The following is a 13,403-nucleotide window of genomic DNA, read 5'->3' as shown; positions in this document are numbered from 1 at the left end:
TTAATAAATTTAAAATATAAGGTAATAATTAGATGAGCAACAAAAATCAACAAACCCCAATGATCCGCAAAAACAACCTATCTGTCCTGATTGCGGGAGCCGTGTTAGGCATGACTTTTGGTACATCGGCACTCGCTGCCACGACTCAGACTCCGATCTCGATAACCTCCCCAGCAACAACTGCGGTTATTGGTCATGCACCAGAGCTAAAAGCGGGTACCATCACGGCCACAGATAAGAACAATGACGGTGTATTAGGTGAGAATGATGAGTTGAAAGCGTCAGGTTTTGACTTCAGTGATAAAGACAACGATACACTAATGTCTATCGTCTATGAATGGCATGACGGCAAAAATGTTATTGCAGGGCAAACGAGCGACATGCTGAAACTGACATCGGTATTGTTAGGTAAAAGCATTACCGTTAAGGCCGTCGCAAAAACGGATCCAGATAAGACGGAGCCGTCAGAGAGTGTAGCCGTAGCAGCAGCAACCTTCATCGATATCAGTGGTAAGACAATATTGGGCGGCACTAATATCCAAACAGTGAATGGCAATATCGTGAAATCAGTAACTATTTCGGGTCTCACTGGAGCTGGGTCACGACCGCTGGTTGGTGATTCGCTGAAAGCAAATGTCACCTGTCACGGGACTTGTGATAATAACCTGACTTACAAGTGGCAGATTCAAGACTCTGTGAATTCGAGCAAATACACAGATATTTCAGGTGCAACCACAGCAACATACACGGTTAAGGGCACAGAGCAGAAACGTAAAATTCAGGTTATCGTTTCGAACAAATAATCACTATCCCCCGCAGCGAAACATTTCGCTGCGGTATTTTTGATAATAAGCATCCATAACATACTGCGATAACAGAAGAGGATATTCATAAAATGGCAGAGAGGACAAAAATTATCCCCCTTATTCGTCTGATAACGTTGGCAGCAGGATTGGTCATCGTAGGAGGCGTATCCGCTTCTGTGATCGAAGTCAATACCCAAACGCTTCCCGTTATCGGTCATGCACCTGTCGTGACTGATGTTCAATTTAATAATAAGACACCCGCCGTTAATGACACGGTCACCGCTGATCCAAAGATAACGGATGCAGATAAGGATGCATTAGAAACATCACTTTTTCAATGGAAACTCGATGGTAAAAATATTTCAGGAGCCACGCGAAATAGCTATAAACTCGTCCCCGGCGATGGCAATGGAAAACAACTGTCGGTCGAGGTCACGCCACAAACCGACCCTAAAATCACAGAACCAGCAACTGGCGCTATATTCACTTCATCAACTCTCACTACTAGAGGGCTGGCACCAGAAGCTCATGATGTGAAAATTGATGGTCAGCCAGAGCCTGGTAGATTACTGACCGGAAATTATCGCTACCATGATGGGGACAGCCCGAGCGATCCTGAGAGTGGAACCAGTTTCGAGTGGTTCTGTTTGCGTAACAAGAATCATCAGGCGATATCAACAAGCAGAACTTATCACATACAAGATGCAGATATAGGGTGTGAAATTTATTTCAATGTCATCCCTCGCTCATCAAGCGGAACACCGAGTACAGGTGCGCAAGTTCAATCGAATAAGGTCACTGTAGCTAAAGCAATACCATCACATCTAGTAGAAATATATAACGGCAACCAAATAGGGAATCGCTCCGGATATGGGTACAATATGGTGATAAATTATTCGCACCTCGGTTATGGCAAACCGATATCAATAATCATCAGTGAATACAGGAACGGAAATATCAGTGCGGTAAATAAGTATCAGGTTGGTAAGAAGACTCACATTGGTTCAATTGTTACTGACGACGGAAACACTATAAAGTTTGGAGATAATGCAAGCTCCAGTATCGGGGAAACTATTTATCTTGTGGTCCACGTTAATTTTCCAAACGGCAAACTTGCCCAAGCGACATCGTCTAAAATAGTACTGCAGCGTTAATAATTTGCTCACTCAAAACCCTAGCCATTTGGTTAGGGTTTTTCCAGCCATTGAGAGGAAAAGCTGAAAAGCATGCTCCTGTTAATCGTCAACAACCTGTTTACCAATAACTCAAAAAAATTCCGACAAATAAGATAAAACCAACATAGTTATTATTCATAAAAGCTTTAAAACAGGGAGCACGCTCTCTATTGACCATCAGTTTTTGCTGATAAACAAATAACCCCACAACCAGCGCCAGAGAAAAATAGTAAATGCTCCCCAGAGCAGCCAATGATCCCACAGCCACCAGCAAGCCAACCATCAATAGTTGCAGTAAGCCAATAATCAGTTTGTCATATTGCCCAAATAAAATAGCGGTTGATTTCACGCCAATTTTTAAATCATCATCGCGGTCTACCATTGCATACTGAGTATCGTAGATCACCGACCAAATAATATTAACTAAGAACAGTAACCAACAAACAACAGGCAAGGTTTCACCAACAGCAGAGAAAGACATTGGAATTGACCAACCAAAAGCCGCACCTAACACCACTTGAGGTAAGTTACTGACTCTCTTAACAAAAGGGTAAACCCATGCTAAGGCCAAACCTGCAATCGACAACCAAATAGTCATTGAATTTAAAGTTAAAACCAGCAAGAAGGACACACCCACTAAACTTGCAAACAAAATTTTAGCTTCTTTTTCTGTCACGTCACCACTCGGGAGTGGGCGATGTTTAGTCCGCTCTACGTGGCCATCAAAATGACGGTCAGCAAAGTCATTAATAACACAACCAGCTGCACGCATAAAAAATACGCCGGCAGTAAATACAATTAAAAGATGTAAACTTGGCGTACCTTGAGCCGCAATCCATAATGCCCAATATGTCGGCCACAATAGCAACAGTGAACCAATGGGTCTATCAATACGCATTAAACGGCTGTATGCATGCCATTTACTGAGCGTCATACTTCCCTCCACTTTGTCGTGCTCCTTTTCGAATCCCATCATACTTCAAATTAGGTATATTTTAATACCACCAACCTCTGCAACTTACTGATTTATATTTGTTGGCATAGTGTCATTGCAGAAACCTGAAAATTCAAAATACTTAGGATAGTTAACGATATGCAGGTGATTCAGGTAAAAATATTTCGGTTAATAATAAGGGTTTATCCGATAATCTTAACCGAGAACAACGTACCCAACGGTTTGCGCAAGAACCAATATGAATATAATCTCGAGTTAAGCTGTCACGGCTAAATAAATAACGCCCTAACGGCATTCTCCCAATATCCACCAGCTGCTGATCATCATCAGTCAGTGTTTCTTCAGGGATTACCGTTCGGCCCAGTAACCAAGGGATACCATCTCCATACATGACAACTTCTCTGACCCAATAACGCTGGCTTTCAGGTAAAGACTGCACTTCATCCGCACTTAGCTTCTCTTGCGATACATAGCGTTCTAAATATGGAATGACAGTCACTTGCTGGCTATGTTGCTCAAAACGTTTTGTCATGGAGCCAAGCTCTAATAGCCAATCTAATACATTGGCAGGCACTATTTTATCGTTCTCCGCCAGCCAGTGAATCGGCTGAGAAGTAAAAAGCGTTTCATCCATTACTTAAAATTCCACCATGAATAACATGGTTATGATTTACTGTATTTCTTACACAATAGGATATCACGTTGTTTTACGACAAGGTTAAAGTTAGCTAACAATTTATATAAAAAGTCACATTTTCAACACAAAATGTAAAAATATAGTGAAAAATTTTTTAAATACTAACGAGTTATCGATAATAATAAAATTCATTAATATCGTAACAAACTAGATTTATTTGCTTGAAAAATAGTCGATTAAACAATCGTTCAATTAAACAAAATGTCGACTAAACAATATAAGGCAGGAAGCTCCTACCTTATATTGAAGTATTTAAATAATACGTTAGTAATTTATCGCCAAGCTTTATAGCTATTAATCAAACCATTGGTTGAACTATCATGGCTGCTGACTTTTTCACTGTTTTCTAATTCAGGCAGAATGCGGCTCGCTAATTGTTTACCTAATTCTACGCCCCATTGGTCAAACGTGAAGATGTTTAAAATCGCCCCTTGGGTGAAAATTTTGTGCTCATACATGGCAATCAATGCACCTAACGAATATGGTGTAATTGATTTCAATAAAATAGAGTTAGTTGGACGGTTGCCTTCAAACACTTTATAAGGCGCAACATATTCCATATCTGCTACATTTTTACCTTGTGCAGCAAACTCGGCATCGACCACTTCACGAGTTTTACCAAATGCTAGTGCTTCGGTTTGCGCAAAGAAATTCGATAACAATTTTTCATGGTGATCCCCTAACGGGTTATGAGTTACCGCAGGTGCGATAAAATCACATGGGATCATCTTCGTTCCTTGGTGGATCAACTGATAAAACGCATGTTGGCCATTGGTTCCTGGCTCCCCCCAAATAATTGGACCAGTTTGATAAGTAACAGGTTTTCCATCACGACCAATATATTTACCGTTCGACTCCATATTGCCTTGTTGGAAGTATGCGGCAAAGCGATGCATGTATTGGTCGTATGGCAGAATCGCTTCAGTTTCTGCTTCAAAAAAATTGTTGTACCAAATGCCAATCAAACCCAACAACACCGGGATGTTTTTTTCTAATGGCGTTTGGGTAAAATGTTTATCCATCGCATGGGCGCCGCTCAATAATTGAACGAAATTATCAAAGCCAACCGATAAAATAATCGATAAACCAATTGCTGACCATAATGAATAGCGGCCACCAACCCAATCCCAGAATTCAAACATATTGTTGGTATCAATACCAAATTTCGCAACTTCTTCGCTATTCGTTGAAAGCGCCACAAAATGCTTAGCAACTTGGCTTTCATCTTTTGCCGCAGCCAAGAACCAATCACGAGCAGAATGCGCATTAGTCATGGTTTCTTGCGTTGTAAAGGTTTTTGACGCAATTAAGAACAATGTCGTTTCTGGATTCAGTGTTTTCAACGTTTCAGCGATTTGCGTGCCATCCACATTAGAAACAAAGTGCATATTTAGGTGGTTTTTGTATGGTCGTAGTGCTTCTGTCACCATAAATGGACCAAGGTCAGAACCACCAATACCGATGTTCACCACATCAGTAATCGCTTTACCGGTGTACCCTTTCCAATCACCGCTGATAATGCGCTGACTAAATTGCTGCATTTTATCCAATACCGCATTCACTTCAGGCATGACATCTTTGCCATCGACATAAACAGGGGTGTTATCGCGGTTGCGCAAAGCAGTATGTAATACCGCACGGTCTTCAGTACGGTTAATTTTCTCACCTTGGAACATGCTGTTGATAGCGCTTTCTAGCTCTGTTTCTTTTGCTAAGGCTAATAAATGTTCCAATGTTTCTTGTGTAATTCTATTTTTGGAGAAATCCACTAAGATTTGACCATCGAACGTCGCCGAAAAATGAGTAAAGCGGTCTTTATCCTGTGCAAACAAATCGCGCATATGAACATTTTTCATTTGCGCAAAATGTTGCTCTAGCGCCCGCCATGCAGCCGTTTGGCTTGGATTAATACTTCTCATGGATAACACTCTCCAAATAATATTAAATAGAAATAGATTGTACCCCGTCACGAAAACGAGACTTATCGGTTTTCTGCGTTATATTGATATTCCCCAATTCTGCCGCACTTTTCCAGACTTAATTACCCCTTTTATTGAAATACGCACTTTCAATGCATACCACTTAAAAAATAGCAGGTATATGCTCTAAATAATTCAATGAACGCAGTCAACACCCACACAGCTTGAAGTATGACGAGTATATTGAGAAAACCGATAATAAATTACCTATCATTAGAATTACTGATTTACTTCGATTCTTGATTGACGCAATCCCATTTACCCGATAAATCTATATAAAGATTAGGTTTAACCAAAGGGATTGACACCATGAATACCGCAGCGCCTTCAACAGACAACCATCAGTATGTTATCGCCAAATTTGGCGGCACCAGCGTCGCTAACTTTGAAGCGATGAACAACAGCGCCAATATCGTTCTTTCCAACCCAAATGTGCGAGTTGTGGTACTTTCAGCTTCTGCTGGCATTACCAATTTATTAATCGAACTGGCTGAAGGCTGCGATGCGGATAAACGCAATGAACTGCTGAAAAAAGTGAAAGATATTCAATACGCAATTATTGATAATCTACAAACAGCTGATGTTATTCGTGAAGAAATCAATCGGTTACTTGATAATATTGCACATTTAGCTGATTCGGCTGCTTTAGCCACTTCCGATGCATTAACGGATGAAATGGTCAGCCATGGCGAATTAATGTCAACCTTACTATTTGTTGAAGTACTACGCCAACGTAATGCTAATTCCCTATGGTTTGATGTGCGCAAAGTGATGAGAACGAATGACAGCTTTGGTCGTGCTGAACCAGAGCTAGCTCAGCTAAAAACATTGTCAGAACAACAACTCATGCCGCGCCTTGCCGAATCGGTTGTGATCACCCAAGGGTTTATTGGCCGTGATGAAAAAGGCCGCACGACAACGCTTGGCCGTGGTGGAAGTGACTACACTGCCGCTCTGTTAGCTGAAGTACTTAATTTATCACGTGTCGATATTTGGACTGATGTTCCTGGAATTTACACCACAGACCCTCGCGTCGTACCGAGTGCCCAACGGATTGATGAAATTGCTTTCGATGAAGCCGCTGAAATGGCGACTTTTGGTGCAAAAATTTTGCATCCAGCGACACTCCTTCCTGCAGTACGTGCCGGAATCCCTGTTTTTGTTGGTTCAAGTAAAGCTCCCGAAGCTGGCGGTACCATTGTGTGTGATAAAACCACTAATCCACCACAATTTAGGGCATTAGCACTGCGCCGCAAACAAACGCTACTCACCTTACACAGCCTAAAAATGCTGCATGCGCGAGGCTTCTTAGCGGAAATTTTCACCATTTTACTGCGCCACAATATTTCAGTGGATTTAATTACAACGTCAGAAGTCAGTGTTGCACTAACCTTAGATACAACGGGTTCAACGGGAACTAACGGCAGCTTACTCACCAATGCGCTGATGACAGAGTTATCCGCATTATGTCGTGTCGAAGTAGAAGAGAATTTAGCGCTCGTCGCAATCATTGGTAATGAGCTGTCGCAAGTGAATGGCCTAGGAAGGCAAATTTTTGGCGCACTTGAGTCATTCAATATTCGCATGATCAGCTATGGCGCAAGTAGCCACAATATTTGTTTATTGGTTCCTGGGAATGATGCTGAAGAGATCGTTCGTACCTTGCACAGTAACTTATTTGAATAGTGTCGAAGTTTGATCAAAATACCAAAAGGCGATCATCACGATCGCCTTCTCTATTATAAAATTAATCCCTTCCCGTATTTTTACTGGGTTGCGCAACACTGTTGGTGTATTGCAACATTTTGCCCGTCACACCTTTATTCTGTGTTAAAAGCGCTAAATTTCCTTTTGCTGTTTCATTACCGAGTTCTACTGCTCGCTCAAACCACATTACCGAACGGAAAATATTTTTTTCGCCCCCCTCGCCTCGTGCATACATCACCGCAAGGTTATTTTGTGCATCGCTGTTCTTTTTAAATGCCGCTTTTTCCAGCAATTGCCGAGCTTTCTGTGAGTTTTTCGCTACACCCGTTCCCGTTAAATAAAAGATAGCTAACTGGTTTTGAGCTTCGATGCTATCTTCTTGTGCCAGTTGCAGCCAACTCACAATTTTATTGACATCCACATTTTTCAACTCACCAGACACATACATCTTCGCTAACTTAATTTGAGCTGCATTACCATCACTGTTAGCAAGTGACATATACCATTCAATGGCCTTTTCAGGGTCTTTTTTAACGCCACCTAACCCTTTTTCATAGAATTCAGCCACTTTCATTCCTGCATCTTGGGATTTGTTTTGTGCCGCACGTTCATACCAGATAAAGGCTTCAGCGAGGTCTTTTCCAACGCCATCACCTTGTTCATAGGCTTTCGCAATCGCCAGTTGGGCTGCAATACTATTTTGTTGCGCAGCGCGTTTATACCAGTACATCGCTTGGTAGCTATTCTTTTCTATTGCACTATGGCCTTCTTGATAAAAGTCACCCATATTCACTTGTGCTGTCGCAGAGCCCATATTGGCGGCTTGGCGATATAAGTAAATCGCCATTTCGTCGTCCGGCTCTACACCTTCGCCATTTTCATACATCACCGCTAAATTATTCACAGCGGCAGCAATATTATTTCCCGCACTTCTTTCATACCATTCTCTCGCCTTTTGGTAATCGGTATCACCACCTAGCCCATCATGATAAAACAGTCCCATCGCAAACTGTGCGTTAGCGTGTTCTTGCTCTGCGGCCTCTGTATACCATGCTTTCGCTTGTTTTAAATTTCGCTCTACCCCAATACCATGTTCATATAAGTAACCCATCGCATATTGGCAATAAGCATCGCCTTTTTCGGCACCTCGGCGATACCATTGTTCCGCTTGCTGGTACTTTTCCTGATTGTGCAACAACATTCCAAGGTAGTAATCGCCATCTGTATTATCTCGGTCAGCTACCTTTTTAAACCAACGATAAGCCTCTTGCTCATTGGCAGCTAAAAACTCAGTCCCATCCATATAAGCAAGCCCAACATCCACCATCGCTTCTTCATCTCCGGCATTTGCTAGTTGCAATTTTGCTTTGAATTCATCAGGAATTGGCGTACTTTTAGGCTGCGCCTGTAGCGCATTTGGCTTATCTTTCGCAGAAGGTGCTTCAACGGTATTGCCAGCTTGCGCAAGGGAAATACCGCTAACATAGAGAACTAACAGAAAAGAACGTAATTTCATCACCATGACCTATTTATTGGCGTTATCTCATTAACATATCATTCCAATAAATAATTCATAAGGGATGTTAGCTGAAAAAGTAGAATAATAGGGAAATTATTCAGAAAATGGAGGAGACGCCGGCTCTTGCTGAAACTTTTGTCTCCGAAATAAACCCCAGAGCTTAATTAACGCGGTAACCACCATGTTTACTGGCAAATAAATTAAATTTACCCCACTCAATTAACAGAGCTTCCAATGTGCGGTGGCTGATCTTACACAGTTCAGAGATCTGAGAAACAACAAAGTGATTTTCGCTCACCAGTTCTGGTGAAAACACTTCCGCAATCCACTCACACTCTTTCGTGGTCACCAGCCAACCGTCATTGGTCGAAAATTTATGTACGGGTACCATGCCGTCTTTAGGGCTTTCTTGGGATAACAGTTTATTTTCATCAACTTGGGCTTGATGAAAAGCAGCGATTTCTTCCTCTGAAGGGACGGGTTCTACCGCTAAATTCTCTTCTAAAAACAGGTAAATTTCTTCTGCTCTTGCCGGTGTAAGCTCGCTTTTTAACCAGATTTGATTAAAACAGTGCTCATTCAGTGAATCATCGGTATCAAGCTTATCCATGATCTGTAAAACACTCATCATGGCGCTCACCGCGTCTTCACTCATCATAAACGTTTCAGGCGCAGCACTGTTTTGGATCTGATAAGGAAAAACCGCCGAGCGTGGCAGTTCTTCTTCAATAATAAATTCATAGCTCATCATTGGACCCCTCTAATGTATTACCTATAAGATGGTGCCGAATACATGAAAAATCAATGTATTGATCTGGTTTTAATCTTCAGGGTCATAAGCTAAGTTTGGTGCTAACCAACGTTCCAACTCCCTTACCGACATCCCTTTACGTTTTGCGTAGTCCTCAATTTGGTCTTTTTGTAGCTGAGCTACCGCAAAATATTTACTTTCTGGGTGGCTAAAATACCAGCCTGATACCGAAGCGCCTGGCCACATCGCATAGGAACTGGTGAGTTTCATGCCAATTTGCGTTTCTACATCCAATAACTGCCAAATTTTGGCCTTTTCTGTGTGCTCAGGACAAGCCGGATACCCCGGTGCAGGGCGGATACCTTGGTAATTTTCACGAATAAGCTCTTCATTACTCAAGTTTTCATCAGCTGCATAGCCCCAATATTGCCTACGGACTTGTTGGTGTAGATATTCAGCAAATGCCTCCGCTAGCCTATCCGCCAGCGCTTTAACCATAATTTTATTATAATCATCATGCTGTTGTTCATATTCATCAGCAAGCGCGTCTTCTTCTAAGCCACCTGTCACTGCGAAAGCCCCAATATAATCGGCTTTACCGCTGTTTTTGGGCGCGACAAAGTCAGATAAACAATAGTTTGGAAACTCAGTTTTTAAGGTTTGCTGGCGTAAATTCAGCCCCATCACTTGTACATGGCTTCTTGACTCATCGGTATAAATTTCTACATCATCGCCAACTCGGTTTGCAGGGAATAAGCCAAAAATACCTTTTGGCGTTAGTAATCTTTCTTTATCGAGCTTATCTAACATATTATTGGCATCTTTCAATAGCTTACGTGCTTCAGAACCAACCACTTCATCTTCTAAGATCCGCGGGTATTTCCCCGCCAGCGACCAAGTCATAAAAAATGGCGTCCAATCAATATAGTCTCTCAGCGTTGAAATAGATGCTGTGACTTCTTCAATACCCTGGAATTTTGGTACAGGTGGTTGATAGTTTTGCCAGTCAATATTTACCGCATTCGCACGTGCCACATCCAGTGCCACCGGTGGTGTTTTTGGCCTTCTTCGACCATGCTGCTGGCGTACGGTGTCGTATTCACGGCGCGTACGCGCAACAAAATCTGCTTTTTGTGTTGCTGACAATAACGCCGAGACAACCCCCACTGTTCGGGAAGCATTTTGCACGTAAGTTGTTGGCCCACTGTAATTTGGCTCAATTTTCACAGCAGTATGTGCTTTTGATGTCGTCGCCCCACCAATCAGTAATGGCAAGGCAAATCCTTGTCTTTCCATCTCTTTAGCGACATGCACCATTTCATCAAGAGATGGCGTAATCAAACCAGATAACCCAATAATATCGACGTTTTCTTCACGCGCTGTTTTTAGAATAGTTTCACATGGAACCATCACACCTAAATCAATGATTTCATAGTTATTACACTGTAAAACAACGCCAACAATATTTTTACCAATATCATGGACATCGCCTTTTACCGTAGCGAGTAAGATTTTTCCTGCGCTGCTACCTGATTGTTTAAGCTCTTGAATATAAGGCTCTAAATAGGCGACTGCTTGTTTCATTACACGGGCGGATTTCACCACTTGAGGTAAGAACATTTTGCCTTCCCCAAACAGGTCTCCAACCACATTCATACCGTTCATCAAGGGACCTTCAATCACTTCGATTGGGCTAGAAGCACGTTGGCGAGTTTCTTCAGTATCTTCAATAATAAATTCGGTAATGCCTTTCACTAGTGCATATTCAAGACGCTTTTCAACTTCCCAACTACGCCATTCCGCTTGTTGAACTTGCTGCTCTCCTGCCCCGGCTCCACGGTATTTTTCTGCCAGTTCAAGTAAGCGTTCCGTACTGTCATCACGACGATTTAAAATCACATCTTCAACCGCGTCTTTTAATTCAGAAGGTAAGTCATCATAGATAGCGAGCTGCCCCGCATTAACGATCCCCATATCCATTCCATTACGAATGGCGTAGTACAAGAAAACAGCATGAATCGCTTCGCGTACAGGGTCGTTCCCTCTAAATGAAAAAGAGACGTTGGAAACTCCGCCAGAAATCATCGCATGAGGTAATTGAGCCTTGATATCCTTACAGACCTCAATAAAATCAACTGCATAGTTATTGTGCTCTTCAATTCCTGTGGCTACGGCAAAAATATTTGGGTCAAAAATAATATCTTCAGGAGGGAAGCCCACCTCTTCGGTCAGGATCTGATAAGCACGGCGACAAATTTCAATTTTTCGCTCACGTGTATCTGCTTGGCCAACTTCATCAAATGCCATGACGACCACGGCAGCACCATATTTGCGCAATAGTTTAGCGTGCTCAATAAATGCCTCAACCCCCTCTTTCATTGAGATTGAATTGACGATCCCCTTACCTTGTATGCACTTAAGCCCCGCCTCGATGACCTCCCACTTTGAGGAGTCAATCATAATCGGCACGCGCGCAATATCTGGTTCGCCAGCAATGAGATTCAAGAAACGTACCATCGCCGCATGGGAGTCCAACATCCCTTCATCCATATTGATGTCGATGATTTGTGCGCCATTTTCAACTTGCTGACGAGCCACATCTAAGGCTTCTTGGTAATTTTCTTCTTTAATCAACCGCTTAAATTTTGCTGAACCTGTCACGTTGGTTCTTTCCCCGACGTTCACAAATAATGATTTTTTGCCAATATTTAGCGGTTCTAAACCAGATAAACGGCATTCAACAGGCAGTGACGGTAATTGGCGTGGAGTGATGCCTTTTACTGCATCTGCCATTTTTTTGATATGTAATGGCGTCGTTCCACAACATCCACCAACAATATTTAAGAACCCTGCGGTTGCCCATTCATGAATTTGTTCGGCCATATTTTGCGCATCAAGGTCATACTCACCAAACGCATTGGGTAGCCCTGCATTGGGGTGCGCACTGACATAACATTCAGCAATTCTTGATAATTCAGCAATATACTGGCGTAACTCATTAGGACCTAATGCGCAATTCAAGCCAAATGATATCGGCTGAGCATGACGCAATGAGTTATAAAATGCTTCTGTTGTTTGCCCTGATAATGTTCGACCTGAGGCATCCGTGATCGTCCCCGAGATCATAATCGGTAAAGAAACGCCCAAAGCTTCCAATTCGGTTTCTACCGCAAAGATCGCGGCCTTCGCATTTAATGTATCAAAAATGGTTTCGATCATGATCAGATCGACCCCACCTTTTACTAAAGATCGGGTAGATTCTCGATAAGCTTCAACGAGTTGATCAAAGGTGATATTGCGATAAGCGGGATCATTAACATCCGGAGAAATGGAAGCAGTACGGTTTGTAGGGCCTAAGACTCCAGCAACATAACGCGGTTGCTCTGGCGTTTTACGTGTCCACTCATCAGCACATTCACGAGCAAGACGTGCAGCAACTTCATTAATTTCAGCGGAAAGAGATTCCATTTTATAATCAGCCATCGCAATGGATGTTGAGTTAAAAGTATTGGTTTCAACAATATCAGCACCAGCTTCAAAGTATTGAGAATGGATATCTCGAATGATATCTGGCTGAGTTAAGACTAATAGGTCATTATTTCCCTTTAAATCACTCGGCCAATCTGCAAATCGCTCTCCGCGAAACTGGGCTTCCGACAACTTATGTTGTTGGATCATTGTTCCCATTGCACCATCTAATACCAATATACGTTTTTTTAATTCTTGTTCTAATTGATTAACTTTTGCGGACACTGCACTGCCCTCCTGAAATGGAACTCTGAGAAATAAGTCAAATTTTTACTTTTAACATCCT

At 42.2% G+C, this 13,403-nt stretch carries 9 protein-coding genes; 3 read left to right on the top strand and 6 right to left on the bottom strand.

All coding sequences use genetic code 11. The annotated features are described in order from the left end of the window. Window positions 1-32 precede the first annotated feature (32 nt). Both PR767_RS10925 and PR767_RS10920 read left to right on the top strand, forming a co-directional pair. Window positions 33-803 (top strand): ZirU family protein, encoded by a 771-nt coding sequence (locus PR767_RS10925; RefSeq protein WP_272520323.1) that lies wholly within the window; start codon window positions 33-35, stop codon window positions 801-803. A 92-nt stretch (window positions 804-895) separates the two neighbouring features. After that, window positions 896-1,960, top strand: a complete 1,065-nt coding sequence (locus tag PR767_RS10920; RefSeq protein ID WP_272520322.1) for a hypothetical protein — start codon at window positions 896-898, stop codon at window positions 1,958-1,960. Between the two features lie 100 nt (window positions 1,961-2,060). On the opposite strand, the gene ubiA is transcribed toward PR767_RS10920, so the two are convergent. The 3 genes from ubiA to pgi all read right to left on the bottom strand — a co-directional run bounded on the left by ubiA (window position 2,061) and on the right by pgi (window position 5,552). Beyond that, on the bottom strand, window positions 2,061-2,915 hold the full coding sequence (gene ubiA / locus PR767_RS10915; protein WP_272520321.1) for a 4-hydroxybenzoate octaprenyltransferase: 855 nt from the start codon (window positions 2,913-2,915) through the stop codon (window positions 2,061-2,063). A 151-nt stretch (window positions 2,916-3,066) separates the two neighbouring features. Further along, the gene (ubiC, locus tag PR767_RS10910) at window positions 3,067-3,570 is read right to left on the bottom strand and encodes a chorismate lyase (protein ID WP_109913077.1); all 504 of its coding nucleotides are present in this window, start codon (window positions 3,568-3,570) and stop codon (window positions 3,067-3,069) included. Between the two features lie 335 nt (window positions 3,571-3,905). Beyond that, window positions 3,906-5,552 carry a glucose-6-phosphate isomerase gene (gene pgi / locus PR767_RS10905; RefSeq protein ID WP_117163064.1) on the bottom strand — a complete coding sequence of 549 codons (1,647 nt, stop codon included), beginning with the start codon at window positions 5,550-5,552 and terminating at the stop codon, window positions 3,906-3,908. A gap of 369 nt (window positions 5,553-5,921) precedes the next feature. Between pgi and lysC the strand changes: the two genes are divergently transcribed. Continuing rightward, complete coding sequence (gene lysC, locus PR767_RS10900) at window positions 5,922-7,298, top strand: lysine-sensitive aspartokinase 3 (protein ID WP_272520320.1); 1,377 nt, start codon at window positions 5,922-5,924, stop codon at window positions 7,296-7,298. Between the two features lie 61 nt (window positions 7,299-7,359). On the opposite strand, the gene PR767_RS10895 is transcribed toward lysC, so the two are convergent. The 3 genes from PR767_RS10895 to metH form a co-directional block, all read right to left on the bottom strand. Beyond that, window positions 7,360-8,835, bottom strand: coding sequence for a tetratricopeptide repeat protein (locus tag PR767_RS10895; protein ID WP_109913079.1), 1,476 nt, complete (start codon window positions 8,833-8,835; stop codon window positions 7,360-7,362). A 163-nt stretch (window positions 8,836-8,998) separates the two neighbouring features. After that, a complete protein-coding gene (locus tag PR767_RS10890; RefSeq protein WP_181937095.1) occupies window positions 8,999-9,589 on the bottom strand; it encodes a hypothetical protein in 591 nt (196 codons plus the stop codon). Window positions 9,590-9,658: 69 nt separating this feature from the next. Next, on the bottom strand, window positions 9,659-13,342 hold the full coding sequence (metH, locus tag PR767_RS10885) for a methionine synthase (protein ID WP_272520319.1): 3,684 nt from the start codon (window positions 13,340-13,342) through the stop codon (window positions 9,659-9,661). Window positions 13,343-13,403 lie beyond the last annotated feature (61 nt).

Origin of the sequence: Providencia sp. PROV223 (assembly GCF_028479245.1) — a bacterium.
Lineage (GTDB): Bacteria > Pseudomonadota > Gammaproteobacteria > Enterobacterales > Enterobacteriaceae > Providencia > Providencia rettgeri.
The sequence above is the reverse complement of the archived record's forward strand: the minus strand, read 5'-3'. Positions and strand labels throughout refer to the sequence as shown.

Coding starts and splice junctions, on each gene's coding strand:
- ubiA (WP_272520321.1), bottom strand. CDS start 2,915: ATGACGCTCAGTAAATGGCATGCATACAGCCGTTTAATGCGTATTGAT.
- PR767_RS10925 (WP_272520323.1), top strand. CDS start 33: ATGAGCAACAAAAATCAACAAACCCCAATGATCCGCAAAAACAACCTA.
- ubiC (WP_109913077.1), bottom strand. CDS start 3,570: ATGGATGAAACGCTTTTTACTTCTCAGCCGATTCACTGGCTGGCGGAG.
- PR767_RS10920 (WP_272520322.1), top strand. CDS start 896: ATGGCAGAGAGGACAAAAATTATCCCCCTTATTCGTCTGATAACGTTG.
- PR767_RS10890 (WP_181937095.1), bottom strand. CDS start 9,589: ATGATGAGCTATGAATTTATTATTGAAGAAGAACTGCCACGCTCGGCG.
- lysC (WP_272520320.1), top strand. CDS start 5,922: ATGAATACCGCAGCGCCTTCAACAGACAACCATCAGTATGTTATCGCC.
- pgi (WP_117163064.1), bottom strand. CDS start 5,552: ATGAGAAGTATTAATCCAAGCCAAACGGCTGCATGGCGGGCGCTAGAG.
- PR767_RS10895 (WP_109913079.1), bottom strand. CDS start 8,835: ATGAAATTACGTTCTTTTCTGTTAGTTCTCTATGTTAGCGGTATTTCC.